The organism is Sulfitobacter sp. G5_S2_6_S6 (assembly GCF_054968505.1).
This window is the reverse complement of sequence record NZ_JBQKUI010000005.1, coordinates 101,398-127,527: the sequence shown is the minus strand read 5'-3', so window position 1 is coordinate 127,527 and position 26,130 is coordinate 101,398. Positions and strand designations below refer to the sequence as shown.

At 60.1% G+C, this 26,130-nt stretch carries 20 protein-coding genes and 1 tRNA gene; 13 read left to right on the top strand and 8 right to left on the bottom strand.

What is annotated here, in order from left to right:
• Nucleotides 1–31 precede the first annotated feature (31 nt).
• The gene (locus ACTRWK_RS10555) at nucleotides 32–559 is read right to left on the bottom strand and encodes a hypothetical protein (RefSeq protein WP_037944222.1); all 528 of its coding nucleotides are present in this window, start codon (nucleotides 557–559) and stop codon (nucleotides 32–34) included.
• A gap of 173 nt (nucleotides 560–732) precedes the next feature.
• Nucleotides 733–1,317, bottom strand: coding sequence for a lytic transglycosylase domain-containing protein (locus ACTRWK_RS10550; RefSeq protein WP_064215715.1), 585 nt, complete (start codon nucleotides 1,315–1,317; stop codon nucleotides 733–735).
• Between the two features lie 220 nt (nucleotides 1,318–1,537).
• Here ACTRWK_RS10550 and ACTRWK_RS10545 point away from each other — a divergent pair, with 220 nt between their 5' ends.
• Nucleotides 1,538–2,062: a single-stranded DNA-binding protein gene (locus ACTRWK_RS10545; RefSeq protein WP_005853386.1), complete on the top strand. Its 525-nt coding sequence runs from the start codon at nucleotides 1,538–1,540 to the stop codon at nucleotides 2,060–2,062.
• A gap of 85 nt (nucleotides 2,063–2,147) precedes the next feature.
• Here the strand turns inward: ACTRWK_RS10545 and aroB are convergent, their stop codons facing one another.
• Together aroB and ACTRWK_RS10535 are read right to left on the bottom strand one after the other, a co-directional pair.
• The gene (gene aroB, locus ACTRWK_RS10540; protein ID WP_289081134.1) at nucleotides 2,148–3,263 is read right to left on the bottom strand and encodes a 3-dehydroquinate synthase; all 1,116 of its coding nucleotides are present in this window, start codon (nucleotides 3,261–3,263) and stop codon (nucleotides 2,148–2,150) included.
• Complete coding sequence (locus tag ACTRWK_RS10535) at nucleotides 3,263–3,853, bottom strand: shikimate kinase (protein WP_289081135.1); 591 nt, start codon at nucleotides 3,851–3,853, stop codon at nucleotides 3,263–3,265. Before ACTRWK_RS10535 ends, aroB begins: the two co-directional genes overlap by 1 nt.
• A gap of 80 nt (nucleotides 3,854–3,933) precedes the next feature.
• Between ACTRWK_RS10535 and ACTRWK_RS10530 the strand changes: the two genes are divergently transcribed.
• Genes ACTRWK_RS10530 through ACTRWK_RS10520 form a run of 3 tightly spaced genes read left to right on the top strand, consistent with a single transcriptional unit; the run spans nucleotide 3,934 to nucleotide 6,622 of the window.
• The gene (locus ACTRWK_RS10530) at nucleotides 3,934–4,083 is read left to right on the top strand and encodes a hypothetical protein (protein WP_005853380.1); all 150 of its coding nucleotides are present in this window, start codon (nucleotides 3,934–3,936) and stop codon (nucleotides 4,081–4,083) included.
• A complete protein-coding gene (locus ACTRWK_RS10525; RefSeq protein ID WP_289081136.1) occupies nucleotides 4,080–5,648 on the top strand; it encodes a hypothetical protein in 1,569 nt (522 codons plus the stop codon). Before ACTRWK_RS10530 ends, ACTRWK_RS10525 begins: the two co-directional genes overlap by 4 nt.
• Nucleotides 5,648–6,622, top strand: coding sequence for a site-specific tyrosine recombinase XerD (locus ACTRWK_RS10520; protein ID WP_289081137.1), 975 nt, complete (start codon nucleotides 5,648–5,650; stop codon nucleotides 6,620–6,622). The genes ACTRWK_RS10525 and ACTRWK_RS10520 overlap by 1 nt, the downstream gene beginning before the upstream one ends.
• Here ACTRWK_RS10520 and ACTRWK_RS10515 read toward each other — a convergent pair.
• Nucleotides 6,559–7,386: a metallophosphoesterase family protein gene (locus ACTRWK_RS10515; RefSeq protein ID WP_289081138.1), complete on the bottom strand. Its 828-nt coding sequence runs from the start codon at nucleotides 7,384–7,386 to the stop codon at nucleotides 6,559–6,561. The two genes, ACTRWK_RS10520 and ACTRWK_RS10515, sit on opposite strands and share 64 nt — an antisense overlap.
• 64 nt (nucleotides 7,387–7,450) lie before the next feature.
• Here ACTRWK_RS10515 and ACTRWK_RS10510 point away from each other — a divergent pair, with 64 nt between their 5' ends.
• Nucleotides 7,451–8,755, top strand: a complete 1,305-nt coding sequence (locus ACTRWK_RS10510) for an HlyC/CorC family transporter (RefSeq protein WP_064215721.1) — start codon at nucleotides 7,451–7,453, stop codon at nucleotides 8,753–8,755.
• 9 nt (nucleotides 8,756–8,764) lie between these two features.
• Here the strand turns inward: ACTRWK_RS10510 and ACTRWK_RS10505 are convergent, their stop codons facing one another.
• Complete coding sequence (locus tag ACTRWK_RS10505; protein WP_037966411.1) at nucleotides 8,765–10,132, bottom strand: DUF2254 domain-containing protein; 1,368 nt, start codon at nucleotides 10,130–10,132, stop codon at nucleotides 8,765–8,767.
• Nucleotides 10,133–10,305: 173 nt separating this feature from the next.
• Here ACTRWK_RS10505 and ACTRWK_RS10500 point away from each other — a divergent pair, with 173 nt between their 5' ends.
• Nucleotides 10,306–10,908: a nucleotidyltransferase family protein gene (locus ACTRWK_RS10500; RefSeq protein WP_289081139.1), complete on the top strand. Its 603-nt coding sequence runs from the start codon at nucleotides 10,306–10,308 to the stop codon at nucleotides 10,906–10,908.
• 114 nt (nucleotides 10,909–11,022) lie between these two features.
• Here the strand turns inward: ACTRWK_RS10500 and ACTRWK_RS10495 are convergent, their stop codons facing one another.
• Complete coding sequence (locus ACTRWK_RS10495) at nucleotides 11,023–16,713, bottom strand: Hint domain-containing protein (protein WP_422802435.1); 5,691 nt, start codon at nucleotides 16,711–16,713, stop codon at nucleotides 11,023–11,025.
• 1,251 nt (nucleotides 16,714–17,964) lie between these two features.
• Between ACTRWK_RS10495 and ACTRWK_RS10490 the strand changes: the two genes are divergently transcribed.
• From ACTRWK_RS10490 to ACTRWK_RS10460, 7 genes are all read left to right on the top strand, one after another.
• Complete coding sequence (locus tag ACTRWK_RS10490) at nucleotides 17,965–18,996, top strand: LacI family DNA-binding transcriptional regulator (RefSeq protein WP_289081141.1); 1,032 nt, start codon at nucleotides 17,965–17,967, stop codon at nucleotides 18,994–18,996.
• Between the two features lie 114 nt (nucleotides 18,997–19,110).
• Nucleotides 19,111–20,412 carry an ABC transporter substrate-binding protein gene (locus ACTRWK_RS10485; RefSeq protein WP_168592149.1) on the top strand — a complete coding sequence of 434 codons (1,302 nt, stop codon included), beginning with the start codon at nucleotides 19,111–19,113 and terminating at the stop codon, nucleotides 20,410–20,412.
• 117 nt (nucleotides 20,413–20,529) lie between these two features.
• On the top strand, nucleotides 20,530–21,396 hold the full coding sequence (locus tag ACTRWK_RS10480) for a carbohydrate ABC transporter permease (RefSeq protein ID WP_005853360.1): 867 nt from the start codon (nucleotides 20,530–20,532) through the stop codon (nucleotides 21,394–21,396).
• A 10-nt stretch (nucleotides 21,397–21,406) separates the two neighbouring features.
• Nucleotides 21,407–22,237, top strand: a complete 831-nt coding sequence (locus ACTRWK_RS10475) for a carbohydrate ABC transporter permease (RefSeq protein ID WP_005853358.1) — start codon at nucleotides 21,407–21,409, stop codon at nucleotides 22,235–22,237.
• A 12-nt stretch (nucleotides 22,238–22,249) separates the two neighbouring features.
• A complete protein-coding gene (locus tag ACTRWK_RS10470; protein ID WP_064215727.1) occupies nucleotides 22,250–23,254 on the top strand; it encodes an ABC transporter ATP-binding protein in 1,005 nt (334 codons plus the stop codon).
• Between the two features lie 50 nt (nucleotides 23,255–23,304).
• Nucleotides 23,305–24,861, top strand: coding sequence for a mannitol dehydrogenase family protein (locus tag ACTRWK_RS10465; RefSeq protein ID WP_289081142.1), 1,557 nt, complete (start codon nucleotides 23,305–23,307; stop codon nucleotides 24,859–24,861).
• The gene (locus ACTRWK_RS10460) at nucleotides 24,858–25,784 is read left to right on the top strand and encodes a carbohydrate kinase family protein (RefSeq protein WP_289081143.1); all 927 of its coding nucleotides are present in this window, start codon (nucleotides 24,858–24,860) and stop codon (nucleotides 25,782–25,784) included. The genes ACTRWK_RS10465 and ACTRWK_RS10460 overlap by 4 nt, the downstream gene beginning before the upstream one ends.
• A 171-nt stretch (nucleotides 25,785–25,955) precedes the next feature.
• Here ACTRWK_RS10460 and ACTRWK_RS10455 read toward each other — a convergent pair.
• Nucleotides 25,956–26,039 (bottom strand) — tRNA-Leu (locus tag ACTRWK_RS10455).
• Between the last annotated feature and the right edge of the window lie 91 nt (nucleotides 26,040–26,130).

The following is a 26,130-nucleotide window of genomic DNA, read 5'->3' as shown; positions in this document are numbered from 1 at the left end:
GGCCGCTTCTGCCTGATCGAGGCAGGGTGGCTTATTTGCTGACGCCGCTACCTGCGGTGTTCAGATTGCCGACCTGTTCGGCCACCTCATCGGCAAAACCGTTGATCATGACTTCGTAGAACACACCCTCGGTCGGGGACACGGCGACATAGCCCTCGGGCACGACCTGATCGACCGAATAGGCGGCGACATTCACAGGGAAGCTGCGTGCGCCGATCGATTCATTGGGCGATGTGATGTCGACCACACCTTCAATCTCGTTAAATTCCTGGCTATCGCTCAGCATCGTATCCCCATCCAGCGAGATTTTGCGGATGTCGATGTTGATCGTCGGATCGCTGGCGTCATCGCTGCCCAAGACGCGGGCGGCCACGGCGGCTTTCAGATCCTCGGTGATCTGGGGGTAGTATTCCATCGCATTGGCGTCCTGCGCGGCGTTGATTGACGAGCTTACGTCAATCGCCGAGAAGGCAACGCTGTCGTCCGCAAATGCGGCAGAGGACAATGCGGCCAAGCTGACACCCGTGGCCAAGGCGATCGATTTAACTGAGTTGAACATGCGAATGCTCCTTATCTTCCTGATGCGCGCAGACCGTAGAAGACGACCTGCTGACGCTGTGGAAAGGGAACATCAGGCGTGGCGATATGGTTCCATCGCCGCGAAAAACGGCAAGCGGAAATCAGCATAAAGCGGCTAAATACATAGTATTTACAGCCACTTATCGGGGTGCATCACAGACCCGCGATCACCTTCACATAGTTCTTGGTTTCGGCGTAGGGCGGGATGCCACCGTATTTCTTCACCGCCCCCGGCCCCGCGTTATAGGCCGCAAGCGCGAGGTTCCATGACCCGAACGCCTGATATTGGCGCTTGAGGTAGCGTGCACCGCCATCAAGGTTCTCGTAGGGGTCGGTCGGGTCCACGCGCAGGATACGCGCCGTTTCCGGCATAAGCTGCGCCAGACCAAGCGCGCCTTTATGCGACCGCGCCGCAGGGTTCCAGCCGCTTTCCTGCTGCACGAGACGCAAGAAGAGATCCGCCGGAATGCCGTGGCGCATCGCGGCTTCGCGCGCCATGCCAAGGTAGACGCCCTTGTACTTGCCGCGATATTTGGGTGTGTCCCATTTTGTCGGGGTGACCACGCGTTGTGGCTGCAGCCGGACAGAGGCCGCATATTGTTTTGACGCCCGTGTGTCCAAAATCTTGGTCTGGGACGCAAAAAGCTTGGTCCGGTTCTTGGATGAAAAAACATCAGCGGCAACCGGTGCTGCGCCCACAGAAAGGCAGCACAGCGCCGCCGTTAGTAAAATTCGCATATTGTCCCTGCCCCACGCAGTCTCAATTCCCGCAGACCATATCAAACTGACCCGTTGGTGCCACCCTTTATTGCCCCCTGTCACATCTGCGTGGGTCGCAACGGCGATAATCCCGCCTCCCCCCTGTTTATCGCAATCCCTGCTGGGTATAACGTCGGCCAATCCAAGGTGCGTGCGGGATTCGCGCGTGGCCCGTAAACTTGCAGCAAATGGGGGCATCATGGCCGGCTCAGTGAATAAAGTGATCCTAATCGGGAATCTGGGGCGCGATCCCGAAGTGCGTTCGTTCCAGAACGGCGGCAAAGTGTGCAACCTGCGCATCGCGACATCCGAGACATGGAAAGACCGCAACACCGGCGAGCGCCGCGAAAAGACCGAATGGCATTCGGTGGCGATCTTTCAGGAAGGGCTTGTGCGCATTGCAGAGCAATACCTGAAGAAAGGTTCCAAAGTGTATATCGAAGGCCAGCTGCAAACGCGCAAATGGCAAGATCAGTCCGGTCAAGATAAATACAGCACAGAAGTTGTCCTGCAGGGCTTTGGCGGTACGCTGACCATGCTCGATGGCCGCGACGGTGGAGGTTCCGGTGGTGGTGGCAACTACGGCGGCGGCGGCGGTGGCTACGACAGCGGCCCGTCAGATCAGGGCGGCTACGGCGGCGGCTATGACAGTGGCCCCTCGGGCGGTGGCAACGACGGTGGTCGCGGTTCCTCGCGCGATCTGGATGATGAAATCCCATTCTGACATCAATTGGATACCAAACATAGTTAAGGCGGGGAATTCCCCGCCTTTTTCTTTGTTGTGACTTAAGACGGGTGGGCGTCGCGCCCTAGTGGCGTTCAGCCAACGCGTCCTCCAGCAGTTGCAGCACCGCGTCCCTGGGGACATCGGCGGTGACAAAAGCATCGCCAATGCTGCGGGCCAGAATAAAGCGCAGCTTGCCGTCGATGACCTTTTTATCCTGCCCCATCAGATCAAGCAGATAGGCGGCGTCCGGCAGATCTCCGTCGATGTCGCGCAGGTCGGTTTTCATGCCCATGGCCCGCAGATGCGCACGGACGCGGCTGGGGTCCTCTTGCGCGCAAAGCCCCAAACGGGCGGACAATTCAAACGCCATCGCACAGCCGATCGCCACACCTTCGCCATGCAGCAACCGGTCGGAATAGCCCGTCGCCGCCTCAAGCGCGTGACAGAAGGTATGGCCAAGGTTCAACAGCGCGCGGTCGCCATGTTCTTTTTCGTCGCGCAGCACAATATCGGCCTTCATCTGGACAGACCGGCGCACCGCCTCTACGCGCAGCGCCATATCGCCAGCGGCCATCGCGGGAGCGTTCACCTCGAGCCAGTCAAAGAAGGCCGCATCCCCCAGCAGCCCGTATTTGACGACCTCGCCATATCCGGCGAGGAAATCGCGCGTCTGCAATGTGCCAAGCACGGCCGTATCGGCCAATACAAGGGACGGCTGATGAAACGCGCCGACAAGGTTCTTGCCCTGTGATACGTTGATCCCCGTCTTGCCCCCGACCGAACTGTCGACCTGTGCCAGAAGCGAGGTCGGGATTTGCACAAAGCGTACACCACGGCGCAGAATTGCGGCGGCAAAGCCCACCAGATCACCGATGACACCGCCGCCAAAGGCAATCACGACATCGTTGCGTTCGACCTTCTGATCCATCAGCCAATCGACCGTGCGGGTCAGCTCTGCCCAACATTTTGTGGCCTCGCCCGGCGGCAATGCCAGTGCCTCGACGCTGATGTCAGCGGCGTCCAGTCCGGCGCGTAAACTGTCCAGATGGTGCGCCGCAACCGTTTCATCGCTGACCACCACAACACGTTTGCGGCGCAACAGCGGGGCAATCAACGTGCCTGCTTGCGCCAGCAGATCGGGGCCGATCACCACATCATAGGCGCGGCCCTCAAGACCGACATGAACCGTTTCTCGCATCACAGCACCTCAAGTACATCTGGACGATCCGTCAGCGCATCCACCACGCGCTGCGCCATCGCGTCAATCGACAGCGCCGGCGTGCTGGCAACCGTCATATCCGCAAGCCGGTAGATCGGCACACGTTTTTCGTAAAGTTCGGTCAGGGTCCCGCGTGGGTCAGCAGTGCGCAGCAACGGGCGCGAGGTCTTGTACCGCACACGGTTCCACAGCAGGTCAAGATCCGCATCCAGCCACACCGACACCCCGCGGGCCGAGATATTCTCGCGGTTGGCTTCCGCCAGAAAGGCGCCGCCGCCGGTCGACAGGATGCCGGGCTCTTTATCCAGCAGACGCGAGATCACTTCGGTCTCGCGCTTGCGAAAGAAGGGCTCGCCGTCGCGCTCAAAGATTTCGGGCACGGTCAGATTGGCAGCGGCCTCAATCTCGTGGTCGCTGTCCACAAAGGGCACGCCGAGTTTCGCGGCCAAAGCGCGGCCTACGGCGGTTTTACCTGCGCCCATCATACCCACCATGACAACCGTCTTCTTTAGATGGTACCGAGGGGTGTTTTGGGCCGTATCGGCTGGGGATTGCTGAATTTCGCTCATTCTTGTGTGAATGACGTGATCTTGCCCAAAAGGCCATATATAGAATAGTCAAAAGATGCAGAAGAAAGCAGGCGGATTCCATGGGCAAGCTGATCAAGTTTCTGATTTACCTCGCAATTATCGGGTTCATCGGCCTTGCGGTCTATGCCTATGTGGGGCCGTTCTTCGGGGCGGACTTTGCACCACCCCAGGTCGAAATCCGCGAATCCGTGACGTTGGAGCAGCAATGATCCGATTTGTCAGGCAGCTAAGCGTTTTTTGCCTGATTGCCCTCCCCCTTGGTGTCGCCGCGCAAACCGCGGCGCAAAATGACCGCAACGCGCCTTTGTCGGTGATCGACTGGCTCGGCGAACGTCCCAAGACGCCGCAACCGACGCGCAAGCCCCCCGTAAAGCCGGACGAGGCCCCCGTGGCGCGGACCGCGCTGCCGCCTGCCGTGACCGTGGCCCCCTTGGGCAAAGGCGGGCCGCGCGCCATCGGGTTGGTGCCAACCAAGGTGACAGGGCTGCCGCAGGATCTATGGACGGGCAGCACCGCGGAAGACATCGCCCACCAGCTTGACCGTCTGCCAGAGCTTCATCTGCCCGTGGCCCATTCGCTGCTGTTTACCCTGCTGCTGGCGCAAGCAACCGCGCCGCAGGGGGATGCGAAACAGGGCGATGCGCTGGCCCTCGCCCGTGTGCGCACCTTGATGGATTCTGCGGCGCTTGACCCTGCGATGTCGCTGATCGAACAGGCGGGTGTCGAGACCTCGCCGGATCACTTTGGCCTATGGATGCAGGTGAGCCTGCTTTTGGGCACAGAAGATCGTGCCTGCCTGCGACTAAAGGACAAGCCCTTCCTGACAACGGATTACGGCGTGCGCATCCTGTGCGCTGCGCGGTCGGGGGAATGGGACACGGCGGCGCTGACGTTGGGGTCTGCCCAAGCGCTGGCGCTGCTGCCCGAAAGCGATCTGTCGTTGCTGGACCGGTTCCTCAACCCTGACCTTTACGAAGGGGCCGCGCCCCTGCCCGGCCCGCGCGAAATGACGCCGCTCAAGTTCCGGCTTCTCGAAGCGATCGGAGAGCCGCAGCCCACGCGGAACCTGCCCGCCGCCTACGCTGTGGCCGATCTGCGCGATATCGCGGGCTGGAAAGCGCAGCTAGATGCGGCGGAGCGTCTGACCCGTATCGGTGCCCTGCCCGACAACCGGTTTCTGGGCATTTATACCGACCGTGAGCCTGCGGCCTCTGGCGGGGTGTGGGACCGTGTAGAAGCGCTCCAGCGGTTCGACACGGCCATGTCCAGCGGCAATGCAGAGGCAATCGCCAAAGCCCTGCGCCCCGCGTGGCGCGCCATGCAGCAGGCCGAGACCGAAGTGACCTTCGCCACCCTCTATGCCGAGGATTTGCAGGGCACCGACCTTACAGGTGCCAGCGCGGCCCTGCGCGACCGTATCCTGCTGCTGTCACCGCTCTACGAGCAGGTTACCAGCGCCGATACGACACCGGCAGAGATTACATTCCTGTCGCAGATCGCGCGCGGCGAGGCCCCGAAAACCACGCCCGACATCCCCCACGCACAGGGGATTGCCAGCGCGTTCACGACGCCAACACCACGTGAGGGGCTGGTTGAAATGGCGCAAAACGGTCAGTTGGGCAGCGCCATCCTGCATACGATTGCCCTGCTAGAGGACGGCGCCCGCGGTGACACGGCTGCCCTGCGCGATGCGATCTCTACCCTGCGGGCCCTGGGGCTGGAAGATGCTGCGCGGCGGGCTGCCTTGCAGACGTCTTTGCTGGAGCGTGACTGATGCAGACCGAGTTGCTGCACTGGATTTCGACCTTCCTAGAGGCGCAGGCGGCGGAACTGGGCGCGGCCACGAACACGCAACTCGCCTATGGGCGCGACCTGAAGGATTTTGACAGTTTCCTCGCCCGCCGCGCATTGGATTTTGTCTCGGTCGGTCGCAAGGATATCGAGGCCTATATGGTCTGGTGCGACGCGCAGGGGCTTGCCAAATCCACCCGCGCACGGCGGCTGTCGGCGATCAAACAGCTGTACCGTTTCGCCTTTGAAGAAGGGTGGCGCAGCGATAACCCCGCGATCCAGATTGCCGGTCCGGGTCAGGACAAACGTCTGCCCAAAGTGCTTTCAGAAGACGAGGTTGACCAGCTGCTCGACGCGGCGCGCCGCTCGGGGCGCAACACCTCGGACCAGCTGCGCAACACCTGTCTGATGGAGCTGCTCTACGCCACGGGTATGCGGGTGAGCGAGCTGGTGAGCCTTAGGGTCAGCGCGGCCCGCGGCGATCCGCGTTTGCTTTTGATCATGGGCAAAGGCGGCAAGGAACGTCTGGTGCCCCTGTCTGACCCCGCGCGCGAGGCGCTGGCGGCATGGCTGGTGCAGCGCGATAAAACCGACGAGGCCGCACAAGCCAAGGACAAACCCGCGTCGATCTACCTGTTCCCCAGTCGCGGCAGCGCCGGATATCTGACGCGCCACCGCTTTTATCTGCTGATCAAGGAATTCGCCCTGACCGCCGGTGTTGATCCGTCCAAGGTTACCCCCCACACCCTACGCCACGCCTTTGCAACGCATCTGCTGGCCAATGGGGCCGATCTGCGGGCGATCCAGACGATGTTGGGGCACGCCGATGTCGCCACGACCGAGATCTACACCCATGTGCTAGAGGCACGTCTGTCCGAGCTGGTGCTGGAAAATCATCCGCTGGCCAAGGCGGCGCGGCGCAGTTCCGGCGGCAAGACATCCTCTGACGGCCAGTGACCCGTCTCTAGCGCCTTGTGGTAGCCTTGGGTCAGCCCCGCCTGCACCATCGCGCGGGCGGCGGCGGCGTGGTCATAGTCAAGCCTGTGAAACGACACCTGCCCCGCATCAAGCACCGCAAAACGCGTCTGCGGTGCGCCGTCGTTGGGCGGCATGCCGATGACACCGGCGTTGATCCACATCCCCCGCGCTGTCTGCCGTTCAAACGCCACCCCGCAGTGCCCTGCGATGATCCCATCCACCGGACCGATGCTGTGCTCCACCGCCTGCCATTCCGCGTCAAACACGGCCTCGGACGAGACGGGCCAGATAAAGCGGGCGATATCGTGGTGCCCCCCGTGGATCACGGCATAGCGCTTTCCGGCGTGGTGAAAGCTGAGGATATCCGGCACCTGCCCCATCCAGTCGCGCTGCGCTTGGGTGATCTGTGCGCTGGCGTAGCCGTACCAGCCGACCGACAGCAGATCGCAGGCGCTGCCATCCTCGAACCCGCAGCCGCAATCCATCGCACCTGCGGCAAGCTGCTTTTCACAATTCCCGGCCACCACCGCGATGCCACTGTCCTGCATCCTTTCACTGACGGCATGGGCATCGGCGCAATAGGCCACGACGTCGCCGGTGCAAATCATCCGGTCCGGCACCACCCCTAAGGCCCGCGCGCGGTCAAACAGCGCGTCAAGCGCCTGCAGGTTGGAATATGGCCCGCCGAACAGCACAATTGGCCCGTTCAATTGTCCCAAATCTTGATGGTTCACCCTGCTCATCCCTTGAATGAAACCGCACACACGCCCATAACCCTATGAGCAAACGGATAAGGTATACTCACAAATGGACACGGCCCCCGCAATCCTAGACGGCGCATTTTGGATCAGCAGCGGTATCATCCTGTTTCTTCTGGTGCTTTCCGGCTTCTTTTCGGGGTCGGAAACGGCGCTGACGGCGGCATCGCGGGGCAAGCTGCGGGGTCAGGCGGATAAAGGGTCCAAGGGGGCGGAACGTGCGCTCAAGATCACCGAGGATAACGAGCGGCTGATCGGCTCTGTCCTGCTGGGCAACAATCTTGTGAACATTCTTGCAGCCTCGCTTGCGACGGCGCTGTTCACGCGGGTCTTTGGCGAATCCGGTGTGGCGCTGGCGACGCTGGTGATGACGCTGCTGGTCCTGATCTTTGCCGAGGTTCTGCCCAAGACCTATGCGATCACCAATGCTGAAACCGCCGCCGCCGCCGTGTCGCGGCCCATTGCGCTGGTGGTGCTGATCTTCAGCCCCGTGGTGTCAGCCGTGCGGTTTCTGGTCCGCGGCATCCTGCGCCTTTTCGGCGTGACCATCGACCCTGACAGCAACATCCTTGCCGTGCGCGAGGAAATCGCGGGGGCGCTGCAAATCGGCCGCTCTGAAGGGGTGGTAGAGAAAGAAGACCGCGACCGTATTCTAGGCGCGCTCGACCTGCGCGAACGTATGGTGGAAGAGGTCATGCTCCACCGGTCAGGGATCGAGATGATTGATGCCGCCGATGACCCTTCGCAGATCCTTGAACAGATCCTGGAAAGCAACCACACCCGCCTGCCCGTCTATCGCGATGACCCCGAGAACATCATCGGCGTGATCCATGCCAAAGACCTGCTGCGTGCCATGTACAAGCACATCAGCGGTGCCGAGGATGACAAACCGTTCAAGACGTTCAAAATCGCCGATATCGCGATGAAACCCTATTTCGTACCCGAGACATCTACGCTGGACGAACAGATGCGCCAGTTCTTGCGGCGCCGCACCCATTTTGCGCTGGTGGTGGATGAATATGGCTCGCTTCAGGGGTTGATCACGCTCGAGGATATCCTTGAAGAGATTGTGGGCGAGATCACCGATGAATTCGACCCAGATGCGGACCACGGCGTGACCAAGGCCGAGGACGGGCAATATTTCGTCGATGGGGCCATGACGATCCGCGACCTGAACCGCGCCACGGAATGGGATTTGCCCGACGAAGAGGCCAATACCGTCGCCGGTCTGGTGATCCACGAAGCGCAGATGATCCCGACGCCCAATCAGGTGTTTTCTTTCCACGGGTTCCGGTTCGAGGTCATCGCCCGCGATGGCAACCGGATCACACAGCTGAAAATCCGCCCCCTGTAAAAGCCGCCCTCAGGTGGTGTCGGTATCATTGTCCATCTTTGGCGCGTCATCCTCTGTATCGCTGTGCTTTACCGCATCACGGACCGCATCGCGCACGTCTTGGCTGGCGCTTTCCATCAACTGCGCCCGGTCGGGTTCAAAGTCGATCTTGGCAAGCGCGCGTCTGAGGTGACGTTCGGCAGCCCTGCGCGCGGCGATGCGTAGCCCCTCGTCAGGGTGCCGCATCAGGCCGGTCAGCGTGGCTTGAAGCCGCTGCTGCACCTCGACCACCGTACACCCGTCCCGCGCCAACGCGCCAAAAGCGTCCTGCATCAGGTCAGACGGGTCCAGCGGTGCGACATAGATGTGGTCCAGCACCTCGTCGCGGTCCCTTTCGGTCTCGTCCTCGTAAAAGCTCAGGATGCGGCCAATACGGGTGATCACGTCGATCGCGGTGCCGGGGTCGTTGACCCCCGGCGACAGCGCCTTTGACGCAACCTCTCCCATCACGATGAGACCAAAGCGCGGATCTTGGTCATAGGTACGCAGATCGCCGATGGTGATACTGGCATTGATCCCTGCATGCAGCGTTTCATCGGTGTGTTCATCGTCCTTGGGCTGCCCCACGCGGTCGATCATCATCAAAGGTTCGTTGACGAAAACAAAGCTGCCGATGTTGCGCTTGAGATAGATCTTCACCCCGTGGTTTTCCGCCACGGTATTCAACGCTTCGGGGTAGATATGCTGGATATAGCCGTTTTCATCCGCGGTGAACGGCTTTGCACTGTCGGGGATATCTCCGGTCAGCGGATTGGCCCCGAGGCAGGGATTATGCAGGCGTTCCTTGAAGGTGCGGCGTGTCTGATCCTCCACCTGTCGCGAGGTATCGATCAGGCTGCCAAAGGTCTGCAAATGCAGCACCCAGCGGATCAGGCTGAACACGATCACCGTCAATACGATCACCGTCATCACGAACAACACGAAAGACCGCTTGTCGTCGAACACCCCAAGCTCGCGCAGGATGATGGCGATCAGCGCATACACATAGGCCCCGATGAAGACGGCCAGCGTATTCTGGGTGGTGCGGTCCTGCACGATCAAGCGGTGAATGCGCGGCGTCCATTGGGTCGAGGTGCTGCGATATACCGTGACCATGACGCTAAGCGAAAAGGTGGTGACCGCAAGCATCGCGTTGGCGATGATCGACAGCAACCGGTCCGCCGCACTGCCGGTCAGATAGGTCGCGAGCGATTGCGGGATCCAGCGTTCGATCAACATGCTCAGCAGCAGCGACAAGACCGCCAACAACCCCATGATCAGCACACGCACCCAAAGCTTGCGGCTGTATTCACGGCCCTTGCGGAGCAGTGTCGATGGCAGAAGGAAGTCAAAGTTCATAGGGTATGTCCGCGTCATGAAGTGCCATGTTCAACAAGCTTGCGCGGAGATCACCTGGCTTACAAGCCCAACGCCCTATGCCGCCCGATGGTTCAAAAATGCCGGGCTAAATCAGCGGGCGGGTCTGATGCTATGCTCTTACGGTGGTTGAACAATCTGGCTATGGTCGGTGTATGAGCCATGACATCCCCATCATCCTGCTGGCCGCGGGGCAATCCTCGCGGATGCGGGGGCGCGACAAACTGCAAGAGATCGTGGAGGGCGAACCCCTGCTGCGCCGACAGGCACGGATTGCGCGGGCGGCGACGCGAGGCGCGGTCATTGTGGCGCTGCCACCTGCGCCCCACCCTCGCTATGCGCTTGTGGCTGATATGGAGGTTGAAGCGCTCCCCGTTCCCGACGCGGCAGAGGGGATGAACGCCTCGCTTCGCGCTGGGTTTGCGGCCCTTCCCGCCGGGACGCCTGCCGCGATGGTGCTGCTTGCCGACCTGCCAGAGCTGACTGAAGATGACTTGAACTCTGTCTTTCACGCCGTTGATATTAAATCAAATTACACGATATGGCGCGGTGCGACGGCGGATGGAAAGCCGGGTCACCCGACGGTATTTGCCGCCTGCCATTTCGATCATTTTGCCCGGATGCAAGGTGACACCGGCGGGAAAGAGATCATCGCTCAGGCCCAGGACCAGACGCTGCTGATCCCCCTGCCGGAGAACCGCGCGCGACTGGACCTTGATACGCCCGAAGCATGGGCCGCATGGCGCGCGGTGCGCTGACCGGCCCCTAACCACGTACCCCTCAACACGAAAAAAACGGGACAGTCGCCTGCCCCGTTCTTCGCCCCGCACCCCCTAGGGGATGCAGGCATGTTGCTGCATATAATGTGGCGCTTACTTCGTCAGAAGCTTCGCCTCGTGCTTTTTCAGCGTGCGGCGCGCGGCGACATAGCCGTCCACCCCTTCGCGCGTTGCCAGTTCCGGGAAAAGCTCCAGGATCTCGTTGCGCTGCGCGTTGCCGACACCTGCAAGGCTCATATCGCCCGGCTGGAAGCTTTCGGTCCATGTGCCGTCAGACAGGATCACCTCGTGCTGGTCGAACATCACATGGATGTAGGTCGTGCCAGAGGTTTCAACGATATCAACACCTTCCAGACCGGTCAGGTGTTTCGCCGCGACCAGAACTTCGCGCTCTTCAAAGTAGAGCGCTGTCTTGTCGTTGGCCACCAGAACGCGGTGGTTGGGGCTGACCAGCATGTCACGCTCGGGCAGATTGTTGCCCAAAGCACCCTGACGGATCAGAACCGGCAGCAGATGCGCTTTATGCGCCAGCTCTTGTCCGGTCATCTCGCGGGCACCGACCCAGCGGATTTCCTGGATACCGTTGTCACGGGTGATGACACGGTCGCCCACCACCAGATCTTCGACCCGACGTTCCCCTTTAGGCGTAGCGATCAAGGTGCCCGGTGTGAAGCAGGGAATGATCTCTTCGATGTTGGTAAAGTCGAGACGACCGGTCTCAGTGCCGGACGCATCCGTAAAGACGATCGTACCGTCGATGCCATCGTTGGGGCTGTCGCCGTCGATGGTGTCACCGGCATCATTATCCGGCGTGACGTTTTCAAGGCGATAACCGCCGCCGGGGCTCAGCGCGCCTCTCAGATCGATGACGTCGTAGTCGGAGGCATCTGTGCCGGCACCGCCGTCGATGGTGTCGCCACCATTGACGTTGGTGAAGGTATCGCGCCCGTCGTTACCTTGCAGGCTGTCATTGCCCGCGCCACCGCTGATGATGTCGTCACCGCCACCTGCGCTGATGGTATCGTCGCCCTCACCACCTTCGATGGTGTCGTTGCCAAAGCCACCAAGCAGGCTGTCGTCGCCGTCGCCGCCGTCGATTTCGTCGTTGTCTTCACCGCCGTCGATGGTGTCGTCACCCTCGCCACCGAACAAGATGTCGTCGCCGCGCACACCGCTGATGGAGTCGTCACCGGTCCCACCGTCTACGGTATCATTGTCACCGGCCGCGATGATCGTGTCGTTTCCGGCCCCCCCGAGGATGGAGTCGTCGCCAAAGCCCCCAAGGATGGAGTCATCGCCGTCACCGCCGTCGATGGTGTCGTTGCCCTGACCACCGTCGATGGTGTCGTTCCCGTCACCGCCTTTAACGTCGTCGTTGCCATTGCCAGCGAGGATGGAGTCGTCACCGTCCCCCCCTTCGATCTCATCATGGCCCTGTGCGCCGCGGATGGTGTCGTTGCCTTGACCACCCAAGATCGTATCGTTGCCCTGACCGCCATCCAGGCTGTCGTCGTCAATGCCACCGTCGATGTAGTCGTCATCGGCACCACCCAGGATGGTGTCGTTGTCGTCTTCACCGTACAGCACGTCATTGCCGGCACCGCCTTCGATATAATCCTTGCCGTTATTCGGCTGCGGATCGGTGGCGTCGACTTCCTCTCCCTCGTAGCCGGCGATCGGTTCGTTGCCAAAGCCACCATAGATGGTGTCATTGCCTTCGCCGCCATAAAGGCTGTCGGACCCGTGGCTGCCGATGATGCTGTCATCGCCGTCGTCGCCGTAGACCTCATCGTCATCGATACCCGCGTTGATAGAATCGTCGCCCGTACCGCCGTAGATGGTGTCAGAATCGTCGCCGGTGCGGATCGTATCGTTGCCGCTGCCGCCATCGACGAAATCACGACCATCGTCCTTATTCGGATCGCCGGAGTTGAAGAAGGGGTTGGGTCGTCCACCAACGGTCGGCTGATCATTCGCATAATCAGAGAAGGTGTCGATACCCGCTTCGATCAGATCGTCACCGTCACCGCCATAGATTTCGTCCGCACCTTGGACATCGGTGATGGTGTCGTTGCCGCTGCCGCCATAGATGGTGTCGTTGTCGATGCCGCCTTCGATGACATCATCATCGTCGCCACCGTCGATATAGTCGGCATCATCACCGCCATCGATCGTATCATTCCCCGCGCCGCCGATCAGCGTGTCTTTGTCGTCGTTGGGGTTGGTATCCTGATCAAAGGGTGTGGAGACCAAAGGAACGTCCGTGTCGGGCACGCCAATCGCACCGGGCTTGTTGCCGATCAGTACGTCGTCACCCTCACCACCGACGAGGGAGTCGTTGCCGTCACCACCGATCAGGCTGTCGTCATATTTACCACCGTCGATGGTATCATTGCCGCCCTGGCCATCGATGGTATCATCACCACCGCCGGCGTTCACCACGTCGTTGCCGTCACCGGTCAAGACATTTTCATCACCGCCGGAGCCTGTGACCGTATCGTCACCGCCACCCAGTTCGAGTCTCTCGATCTCCGAGAATTCGGTGGTGCCGGACCCGTTGGTCAGTGTCCCTTCCTCTTTGTCGGTGAAAGTGACTGTCAGGTCGTCATCCACGGCCGTACTGTCGATGACATCGCCGTCGGTTTCGCCGCTTTCGCCGCCGATGATAACGTCGTTATCGACGCCATCGGTCAGTGTGAACGTGTCGTCGCCCGCGCCGCCGTCAACGGTATCGTCGCCCAACCCGCTGTCGATCGTGTCGTCGCCACCGTTGCCAAAGATCGTATCGTTGATCCCGTCTGTGCCGTCGATCTGGTCGCCTTGGGCGTCGGTGTAGCCCGGTGCCATATCCTCGCCACTGTCCAGACCATCAACAGGACCGGCCATCTCTTCGCCGATGATGTTTTCGATCTCGGTGAATTTGAACGAGCCCGCGGATGTGCCGTCGTCGTTGTACAGATCAACCGTACCGTTCTGACCATTGCCGTTGCTATCTGGTTCCAGATCACGCAAGCGGAAATTGAGGCCAGTCAGATCAAGCGTGTCATCGTCGGTGTTCAGCGCAGGGTCGGCATTGAAGCCGCCGGCACCACCGTCAACCTCATCACCATCAGTGCCGCCAAAGATGGTATCCTTGCCTGCGCCGCCGCTGATGTTGTCTTTGCCTTCGTCGCCAGTGAGCTGGTCATCACCGTCGCCGCCGATCAACGTATCGTCATCATCGCCGCCAAACAGCGTGTCATTACCCGCGCCACCGTCGATCAGGTCATCGCCCTCGTCGCCCATCAGCAGGTCATTGCCGGCACCCCCGTCAACGCCGCCCACGGGCGCGTCGAAATAGACGTCGGTGATATTGATGCCCGCGTGGTTCCCTGGCGACAGGCTTTGATCCATCGTGTGGGTGATTTCGAGGTAATCCACCGGACCCGAGATGTTCACCAGCGCAGAGTGGCTCGGATCTGTATCCGGGCCATCGGCACCGCGGCTGATCAGCGTTTCATTCCCGCCAACGCCGTCCTGGTTCTGCGCCTGAATGCCGCCGCCTGTGCTGACGTTGATCGGCGTGCGCGCGCCATCGGGGCCAACGGCCACGATCACAACTTTCGACGCATTATCAATGTCATTGATGCGGAAGCTGATGTTGGTCACATCCTTCGAGAAGTCCAGGCGATAGGTCGCGCTTTCGCCATCCTGGTTCGCCAGAGACGCCAAAGAGCTGTTCGCATTGGTCGCCTGACCGTCGCCGGTGATCGAATGCACCTTCTGCTGGTCAGTGGAGAATGTCGTCTCGGGCGTTTTGCTGCTGCCGGTGACCGAGAAGGTCACATTGACGTTGCCCGTGTCCTGAACAAAGCCACCGCCCAGATTGTCGTTATTATCGACAGCCGAGTTGTCATGGGGGTCTGGTGCCTTGTCCCACTCAAAGCTCTCACGCTCTGTCGTGCCACCGGGCGTAGAGGCGCCGCCGGTGTTGTTGTCGCCATAGATCGTGTCATTGCCGGTGCCACCGGAAATGGTGTCATCGCCGTGGTTGCCCTCGATCGAATCGTAGCCCGCGTTGCCTTCGATGCTGTCGTTGCCGCCTTCACCAAAGATCGTGTCGTTGCCATTCCCGCCGGTCAGCACATCGTCGCCACCAACGGTGCCATCGGTCGGGGACGTGCTGTCATCGGTCACGGTGTAGGTTTTGGCGATGTGGTCGTATTTGATCGACGGCAGGTTAGAGTTGTGGCTGACGAAATCGTAGGATTTTCCAACTTCCAGCGGTTTGTCTGTCACGAAACCGACGGCATCGTTCCCGTCAAAGTTCACGACGTAGACTGTCACATCCTGCGAGGAATCCACCGCGCCTTCGGGGCGCACGATATAGGAATACTCGGGGATGATCTTGTCGCCGGCGTATTCGGTGTTGCCATCCAATTTGGTGGTCTTTGCCAGGGTTTGCGAGTTGTCGTTGTCATTCAACTTATCGTCGTCATCATTGATGCCAACCGCAACAGGTGCTGAATTTTCGTTGATGGTGAACGACTTGCCAGACAGATCGCCGGAGCCCACATCGCTGTTCTGGAAGGGGCTTGAACCGCCAGCCACCGTCACATTCGCCAGATCCCACGTCAGAACGGTATGATCCGCACCCGATACAGGCTCAACAGTCTTCGAGACGGGCTGCGCTTTGGTCAGGCCGGCGCTGTCGCCAAAGATGATGTCATCGCCTTCGCCGCCGTGCAGCGTGTCGTTCCCGACAGTGCCGTCGTCATCCGCCAGCAAAGCCGCTGGGTTGTCAAAGAACACGTCTGTTACGTTCACGCCCGAGTTGCCGCTTGTCGCACCGGTGTGGATGAACTCGATCCGCGACACGGGACCGTCGATGGACACGTTGACGGAATACTTGCTCGACGAGGGGGAATCGTCGCCGCCCTCGCTGGTGGCCGTGTCCACGCCGAACTTGCCGTCACTGTCCGTCAGCTTCACTTTGCTGGAGCTGCTGTTGGCGATCATATCGACGTCGATCATCTTGCCGGATGCGTCGTAGGCCAGCACTTTCACCGCGCCTCTGTTGTCGATGTCGTTCACATTGAACGACACATTGCCAACGGCCTCGTCAAACCGCAGTTCGAACTTTGTTTCACCGGTGCAGTTGGCCAGCGATTCAAACGAGCTGTTATCGTTCACGCCATGGGCATCGCCCTCGACATTGCCGGTGAACTGCTTGCTGTCGCTGAATTCCTGGTCCGCATTGTTCTTCGGCGAAAAGCTCTTGAGCTCGAATGTGACGTTGACGGTGCCGGTATTCTGGGTGAACCCCCCCTTGAGGTTGTCATTGTCGTCGATCGCGGAACCGTCGCCCGATGGGTCGGGTGCCTTGGACCATTCAAAGCTTTCGCGGGTGTCGCCGTAGTTGCCCTTGGTCGCGCCATCACCGATCAGGATGTCGTTGCCCTTGCCCCCGTCGACATAATCATTGCCCGACCCTGCAACGACCGTATCATTCCCCACACCCGCGTTGACCGTATCATTGCCGCCACGTGCGAGGATGATGTCATCATTGGACCCGACGTTGCCAAATACCGCGTCGTTACCGTCAACACGGTCACCGCTTGGGTCATCATTATAGCTGGCGTCGATCTTGTTGCCCTGCTGGTTACCGTCCACGATCCCGTTCGGCCCGTCGGCCGGAGCCTCGGTCGCGGTTTTCTCGGCCTCGGCGGTCGAGGTTTTTCCAAAGAGCCACAGTTTGTTCAAAAAGATGGTCATATCGGTCGTCTCCAAAATCAGGTCAGGCACGCTACGGTTGTACCGTCAGCCGTAAAACGAGGGTGCCCAGTCATGGGCGAAGCTAATTAATTCACATGGCACCAATTCTGTGCCGGGGTACTAAGGCGGGACAAAGCAACGCCCTGCCCGCGACGCTGCTGCAATGAAACATACGGCGCGCGGACGGGTGCATCGCGCGACACGCCCAAATCTGCAGCCGTTTGGATACGGGTCATTTGTGTTCTTGTTGTGATCCGAAAACGGCGCTTCGGGGAAGAAATCAAGACGGTCTCGGCAGCGGCGGAGCAACGCAGAGTTGCAACATCACCCATACCCGAACGGTCCGGCAGTCGTGGTCTGTAGATACAGTGTCCCATCAGTTTCTCCTCCTTCCGCCAACGTGGCGGGCCGTTAAAAAACGGCGCACAATACCCCTAACAAAGCTCCGCGGTCAGAGACGACACACAAAGAACTCTACCGTCCTGAAGGGAGGATCAGCCGCAGACAGCTGCCCGCTGCCGCGCAACCGGCAGTGGTATATTCATCGGCCCTTAAGAGCCAAGCGAACACATCTTCCCCGCACAACATGTGCGTTCGATGCGGTCGCCCCCGAAACCTAAAAAACTTTGCCCCCCAGTTGGGCACGTTCTTATTACCTACCCGTTGACGTTGCTGGAAGGAAAAAATGGCAAGAATTCGCAGACGCGCCTCTTTTCCGCCTTTTTTGACTCGACGGCGGCGCGGAATATGCACGCATAGGTAGCATATTGTTTCCCATCTCAGGGCGCGAATTTCGATGGAGCGGATGCTTTTTGGGATTTTTCACTTAATTTTAATGATTTCCCAAACCCAACCTTCGGCACTGTTTCGCAGGCAGACACAATAAACCATCTTTGCGATTAAATTCGGCGTGGCGGGACGTAAATTCGCGATTTGGAACCAATAGCTTGCGACCGCGCCCATTTTTTCGAAAACGCCGCCAGTTTGCCAGCGCGAAACCGAATCGCAATACCACCTAAAGGATAGTCTTCGGCACCTCAGGTGGGGTGCCATATGCCGATTATTTAGGCCCGACACCACAAGTTTGACACGAGGACATGCGTTTGAGCGAACATCTGCCGCTACAACCGCAAGAGGGTATTTTGGTCAAATTCGCATCAAAATCCCACTGTCTCATGATGTTAGGGGGTGATATTTACCGCGCGACAAGTATGCTGATCCAACAGATACAGGAACATGGCGTCGTCACTTGGCCTCTGCCACCACCAGAAGAAGCGTTTGATGAGCAGTCGGAAAATCAAGAATATGGAAGAGTTTGCCGCCGTCAGCGGGATCTCCCGTCCGACGCTTTCCAAGTTCTTCAACGACCCCACCAGCGTGCGTAGCAGCACCCGCAAACGGGTTGAGGCAGCGCTGGACCGATATGACTATCGGCCCAATCTTTACGCCATGAACCAGAACCGCCGTTTGACCAAGAACATCGGCGTCGTGGTGCCGCATCTGGCCGACCCTTTCTTTGCCAAGATTGCCCGCACGATCGAAGAGCACATCTTGCGGCAGGGCTTCCGGCCCGTTCTGCTCGGGTCGCACGGCAGCCCCGAGATGGAGCTGGAGAACCTCGAAAACCTGCGCATGCTGAAACCGGCGGGCGTATTGCTGGCCGCTTTCGGGCGCAGCTCTGACCACGCGCAGATCCAGACCTTTACCGAAGACGTCCCTACCGTCCTGTTCGATGCGAACATCGATAAGGTCGGCAAGGCGTTCATAGGCTCCAACAATGAACAAAGCGTTGATCTGATCGTCGACTATCTGTGCCGCACGGGCGAACCGCCTGCGTTTTTCGAGATGAAAGACCCGATGAACCCCAACGCCTACAAACGGCGGGCGGCCTATGTCAGGGCGATGGAACGTCTGGGCCAAACGCCGCATCTGATCCAGGTCGGCGGCGAGGGATGGGAATTCGAAGAGATCGGGTTTCGCGAAGGCACCCGCGTGATCCGCGACCGGAGCCTGCCGTCGAAAACAATACTGTGCAGCAATGACCGTTTGGCCATCGGGCTGTTGTCCGCCATTTTCGAGGCGGGGATGAGCGTCGGGATCGAGGCCGGCCACGACTTCCGCGTCGCGGGCCATGACGACCATCCTTTCTCGCGCTTCACCTGCCCGCGCCTGACCACCGTGTCCCAAGACTACGAAGCCATTGCCGAGAAAAGCGCGACCACCCTGCTGGCGCTGATCGAGGCGGATGATTCTCTTGATTCGCGTACAGAGACGCTGTTTGACGGAAAGCTCGTGCTCAGGGGCTCTGCCTAGAGAATTGAAAACACGTATCTAAATCGCAAAACTAGACGCGCGTAAAATTCAAATTGACGCGAGTTCACCAATAGCCGTAAGCTTGTCGCTAACATCTCATCAGGGAGGTAGAAGATGTTTGTTTTGAACGCGTTTCGAACGGCGACCGCCATTTCACTTTTGACGGCAGCCGCTGCTTCTGCGGATACGATCACAATCGCTACAGTCAACAACGGCGACATGATCCGGATGCAGGGTTTTACCGATGATTTCACTGCCAAAACCGGCCACGAGGTTGAATGGGTCACGCTGGAGGAGAACGTCCTGCGTCAACGTGTGACCACGGACATCACTACCAAAGGTGGGCAGTTCGACATCATGACCATCGGCATGTACGAGACCCCGATCTGGGGCAAGCAAGGCTGGCTGGTTCCGCTGGACGATCTGTCTGCAGAATATGACACCGACGACATCCTGCCCGCGATGCGCGGCGGTCTGAGCGTCGACGGCACGCTTTATGCGGCCCCGTTCTATGGCGAAAGCTCCATGATCATGTACCGTAAGGACCTGATGGAGAAAGCCGGACTGGACATGCCCGACGCGCCCACATGGGAATTCGTCGCTGAAGCCGCCCGCGCCATGACCGACCGTGACGCCGGCATCAACGGCATCTGTCTGCGTGGCAAGGCCGGTTGGGGCGAGAACATGGCGTTCCTCACCGCGACAGCAAACGCATTTGGCGCACGCTGGTTCGACGAAAGCTGGGGCGCGCAGTTTGACCAGCCCGCATGGAAAGAAACGCTTGAGTTCTATGTGAACCTGATGAACGACGCGGGCCCTCCGGGTGCGGCGAACAACGGGTTCAACGAAAACCTGTCGCTGTTCCAGCAGGGCAAATGCGGCATGTGGATCGACGCGACTGTTGCGGCGTCCTTTGTGACCAACCCGACAGATTCCACCGTCGCGGATCAGGTCGGCTTTGCGTTGGCACCTGACACCGGCAAAGGCAAACGCGGCAACTGGCTGTGGGCTTGGGCGCTTGGCATCCCTGCTGGCACCGATAACGAAGCCGCCGCGAAAGAATTCATCGAATGGGCCACGTCCAAAGAGTATCTTGAACTGGTCGCCGAGAAAGACGGTTGGGCAAATGTTCCTCCCGGCACGCGGACATCGCTGTACGAAAACGCCGAATACAAAAAGGTGCCTTTCGCGCAGATGACACTGGACAGCATCCTGTCGGCTGATCCCACCGCGCCAACCGTGGATCCGGTGCCCTACGTCGGTGTGCAGTTTGCAGCTATCCCGGAGTTTGCAGGCATCGCCACACAGGTCGGACAAGAGTTCTCTGCCGCGCTGGCAGGACAACAGTCCGTCGATGAAGCCCTGGCCAACGCCCAAGCGTTGACCACCGATGAGATGGAAGCCGCCGGCTACTGATCTGATCGCCCTCGGGGTCAGTCAGCAAAGCTCCCCCTTGCTGACTGGCCCCTTTTTTCCAACACGTGCATGATCGTCCGGGACGGCCCTAGCCCGTCAACGGAGGAGGTATATTCAATGGCAACGCAACACTCACGATCGGCCGCCCGTCTGATGATGGCCCCCGCTGTCGTGCTGCTTCTGGGATGGATGCTCGTCCCCCTGACGATGACGCTGTATTTTTCCTTTCGCAAATACCTGCCCCTGCGCGGCGGTGATCTGGGGTGGGTCGGCTTTGACAACTACGTCCGCTTCGTATCGTCCAGCGCCTTCTGGCCGTCGGTTCAGGCGACACTGGTGATCGTGGGTGGCGTCCTGTTCATCACCGTCGTACTGGGTGTGTTGCTGGCCGTCTTGCTGAACCAGCCGATGTGGGGTCAAGGGATCGTTCGGATCCTCGTGATTGCCCCGTTCTTCGTGATGCCGACCGTATCGGCGCTGGTCTGGAAAAACATGTTCATGGATCCGGTCAACGGGCTGCTCGCCCACCTGTGGGGCCTGTTCGGGGCTGAACCGCTGGTGTGGCTGACCGAAGCCTCGACCCAATCCATCATTCTGATTGTCAGCTGGCAGTGGCTGCCCTTTGCGACGCTGATCCTGCTGACCGCGATCCAGTCGCTGGACAGTGAACAACTGGAGGCCGCCGAGATGGACGGCGCATCGCCGGTCAAACGCTTTGGCTTCATCACCCTGCCCCACCTGTCGCGGGCGATCACGGTGGTGGTGCTGATCCAGACGATCTTTTTGCTCTCTATCTTCGCCGAAATTTTCGTGACCACCCAAGGCGCCTTTGGCACCAAAACCCTGACCTATCTGATCTTCCAGCGTGTGCTGGAAAGCCAGAACATCGGGCTCGGCTCTGCCGGCGGTGTCTATGCCATCATCCTCGCCAATATCGTTGCCATCTTCCTGATGCGCATGGTTGGCAAGAACCTCGACGCATAAGGAGCCCGTCATGGCACGTGCAACGACCACACAACGCAAGGCTCTGAACACCGCACTCGCATGGGGCGTCGGGCTGCTGATTTTCTTCCCGATCCTCTGGACCATCCTGACCAGCTTCAAGACCGAAGCCCAGGCGATTGCAGACCCGCCGGTGTTCCTGTTCTTTGACTGGACACTGGAGAACTACGCAGCGGTGCAGGAACGTTCGAACTACGGCCGGTTCTTGTGGAATTCGGTGGTGATCGCGGGGGGCTCTACCCTTCTGGGCATCCTGATCGCCGTTCCCGCCGCCTGGTCGATGGCCTTTGTCCCCTCCAACCGGACCAAAGATATCCTGCTGTGGATGTTGTCCACAAAGATGCTGCCAGCGGTCGGGGTGCTGTATCCGATCTACCTCATCTTTATCAAAATGGGTCTGCTGGACAGCAAGCTGGGGCTGGTCGTGGTGCTGATGCTGATCAACCTGCCGATCATCATCTGGATGCTTTACACCTACTTCAAGGAAATCCCCGGCGAGATCCTGGAAGCAGCCCGTATGGATGGTGCCAGCCTGCGCGAAGAGGTGCTGTACATCCTCACGCCGATGGCGATCCCCGGCATCGCATCTACGCTGCTTCTGAACGTGATCCTCGCCTGGAATGAAGCCTTCTGGACCCTCAACCTCGCCGCTGCCAAGGCGGCCCCTCTGACGGCCTTTATCGCCAGCTATTCCAGCCCCGAGGGGTTGTTCTACGCCAAGCTCAGCGCGGCCTCGACCATGGCCATCGCGCCGATCCTCATCCTTGGCTGGTTCAGCCAGAAACAACTTGTCAGCGGCCTGACCTTTGGCGCAGTGAAATAAGGAAACAACACCATGGGACGCATCACATTAGACAAGGTTTCCAAGCGCTTCGGTGACGTCGAAGTCATCCCGCCGCTGGACCTGACCATCGAAGACGGCGAATTCACCGTCTTTGTCGGCCCCTCGGGCTGCGGCAAATCCACCCTGCTGCGACTGATTGCAGGGCTCGAAGATACCTCGGGCGGGCAAATCCGCATCGACAAACAGGACGCCACCCATGTGCCCCCCGCCAAGCGCGGTCTGGCAATGGTGTTCCAGTCCTACGCGCTGTATCCGCATATGTCCGTGCGCAAGAACATCGCCTTTCCGATGCGCATGGCGGGCATCCCCGTGGACGAACAGAACCGCCGCATCGATGCTGCGGCGAAAGCGCTGAACCTGACCGCCTATCTGGACCGCAAACCCGGCCAGCTGTCGGGCGGGCAACGCCAGCGTGTGGCGATTGGTCGGGCGATTGTCCGTGAACCCGCGGCCTTCCTGTTCGACGAACCGCTGTCCAACCTTGATGCGGCTTTGCGCGTGGGCATGCGGCTTGAAATCTCCGAGCTACATAAACGGCTTGAGACGACGATGATCTATGTAACACATGATCAGGTCGAAGCGATGACCATGGCCGACAAGATCGTGGTGCTTCAGGCCGGTGTGATCGAACAGGTCGGCTCCCCGCTCGAGCTTTACCACACCCCCCGCAACACCTTTGTCGCGGGCTTTATCGGCTCGCCCAAAATGAACCTGATCTCGGGCCCCGAGGCGGCCAAACACGGTGCGCATACCATCGGCATCCGCCCTGAACACATCGACGTATCGACAACCGAAGGCACCTGGAGCGGCGTCGTCAAAGTGTCGGAGCATCTGGGGTCGGACACGTTCTTCCACGTCTATGACACCGGCCTGACCGAGATGATGACCGTCCGCGCCCGCGGCGAAGTGGGCTTGCGCCACGGCGACCGAGTGTTCCTGACCCCGCGCGAGGACTCGCTTCACCGCTTCGACGCCAACGGCCTACGCATCGCATGAAGCGCCGCGTGCCCCTGCCCTTTAACTTTGCTTCCTACGAAAGCGGTCTCATGAATGAACCGACCATAACAAACACCGACGCGCCGCCTCCGGTGCCGCTGTCCCTGGACCGCCTTGGTGACCTGCCCGCCCGTATCGGCACGCCCAATTACGATCGCGCCGCGCTCTCGGCAGGGATTATCCACATCGGGCTGGGCAATTTCCACCGCGCCCATCAAGCGTGGTATCTGCACAAGCTGATGCAACAGGGTCTGGCGCAAGATTGGGCGCTGATCGGTGCCGGTGTGCGGGCCTATGACAGCGCGATGCGCGACAAGCTTAAAGCGCAGGACTATCTGACCACCTTGATCGAGCTTGCCCCCGGTCGTGTCACGGCAGAGGTCGTCGGCTCGATGATCGACTACACTCCCATCGCCGAAGACAACGCGCCGCTGATTGCCGCGATGGCGGATCCCGCAATCCGCATCGTGTCGCTGACCGTGACCGAGGGTGGCTATTTCATCGACCCCGAAACCGGCGGGCTTGATCTGACCCACGCCGATATCCAGCATGACCGCGCGCAGCCCGATCAGCCCAAGACGGTTTTCGGGGCGATCATTGCCGCGCTCAAGCTGCGACGCGATGCGGGCCACGGCCCGTTTACCGTCCAAAGCTGCGACAACCTGCGCGGCAATGGCACCGCCACGCGCCAGGCCGTCGTGACCCTCGCCCGCCAAAGTGATGCGGCGCTTGCCCAGTGGATCGAGCAAAACTGCAGCTTCCCGAACTCTATGGTGGATTGCATCGTGCCCGCCACCGGCCCTGACGAGATTGCGCTGGCGCAAAGCCTTGGCGTCGATGACGCGGCACCGGTGACGCATGAGAACTACCGCCAATGGGTGATCGAAGACGACTTCTGCGCCGGACGCCCCGACTGGGACAAGGCGGGGGCGATCTTTACCGATGCGGTGCATGACTATGAGGCGATGAAAATCCGCATCCTCAACGCAGGACATCAGGTCTTGGCCAACGCCGGAGAGTTGCTGGGCCTGGAAACCATCGCCGATTGCATGGCGCACCCCTTGACCTCTGCCATGTTCCGCAAGATCGAGGCAGAGGAAATCGCCCCCTACGTCGCCGCCGTGCCCGGTCAAGACCCGGCGGCCTATGTCGAGCTGATTGCCAAACGTTTCGCCAACCCCGCGATCCGCGACACCACACGGCGCGTGGCCTTTGACGGGTCATCACGACATCCGGGGTTTGTTCTGCCGGTCCTGCGCGACGCCTTGGCGGCCAGGGGCAGTTGCTCCGGTCTGGCCCTGGTAGAGGCGCTATGGGCCCGTATGTGTGCAGGCACCCGCATGGACGGGACAGAGATCGAGCCGAACGACCCGCAGTGGGCGCGCCTCAACGCTGTGGCCCTGGCCGCGCGCGAAGCGCCGCAGCTCTGGCTTGCGCAGCGTCATATCTATGGCGATCTGGCCGAGCATCAGGCCTTTGCCGAGGCGTTTGAACACTGGCTCTCGCTCATCTGGGCAGAAGGCTGCGAGGCCGCGCTTGCGGTCTATACCGATCAGCCGGATGTGGCCGCCGCATTGGCCGGTGACCGCGCGGGGATGGGGCAATGATCCTGTGTTGCGGGGAGGCATTGATCGATATGGTCGCGGCCCCGTCGCTCGACGGGCCGGACGGGTTTGTGCCTCATTCGGGCGGCGCGGTCTTTAACACCGCCATCGCGCTTGGCCGATTGGGGGCCCGCGCGGGCATGCTGACCGGATTGTCGCGCGATATGTTCGGCGATCAGCTCGCCGATGCGCTGAAGGCCAGTGACGTGGACACCACGCATATCATCCGCTCTGATCGTCCTAGCACATTGGCTTTTGTGAAACTTGAAGATGGGCAGGCAAGCTATTCATTCTTCGACGAAAACTCCGCCGGTCGGATGATCCGCGCCGAGGATATGCCAGAGCTGACGAGCGATATTACCGCGCTGTTCTTTGGCGGTATCAGCCTTGCCAGCGATCCCAGTGCCAGCGCCTATGCTGCCTTGCTGGACCGTCAGGGCGGGTCGCGGGCGGTGATGATCGATCCCAATATCCGCCCACTGTTTATCACTGACGCAGAGGGCTACCGCCGCCGGATGGCGGCGATGATTAGGCAGGCGGATATCGTCAAGGTCTCGGACGAGGATCTTAACTGGCTGAACCCCGCCCCGTTGACGCAGGCCGAAAAGATCAGCGCAATGCTCGACACCGGCCCGTCGGTTGTGATTGTCACCCAAGGGGCCGAGGGCGCCATAGCAACGCTTGCAGACGGCACATCGATCGCAGTGCCTGCGGTGAAGACCAACGTCGTCGATACAATCGGTGCCGGTGATACGTTCAATGCGGGATTTCTGGCGAAGCTGTCCGAACTGGACCTGCTGACGCCCGAAGCCCTCGGCACGCTTGATCCCGACGCTTTGTGCGACGCGATGACTTATGGTGCCCGCGTCGCCGCCATCACAGTGTCACGCGCCGGTGCCAACCCGCCTTGGGCGAACGAGCTTTAACGCCGACCACAACCCCAGACGATCCCTTTCGCAAAGCCGCGCAGCACGACCCTGCGCGGCTTTTGACATGCAACGAACAGGATGACGCGACATCGCCAAAGCTGCAAAAGCAACCTTTACACCTATCGACGATCGAAACTGAATTTTACGGAAAGCCTTGCAAGAACAAGGTGGTACCCAAGGCCGGACTCGAACCGGCACGCCTCGCGGCGGGGGATTTTGAATCCCCTGCGTCTACCATTCCGCCACTTGGGCACAATGGGGGTCTGTTACCGTGCCACGCGCCCCACGGCAAGAGCAATTTTACCGCTTTTGCTTGACCCCGTCCGATTGTTCTGGTGTTGCC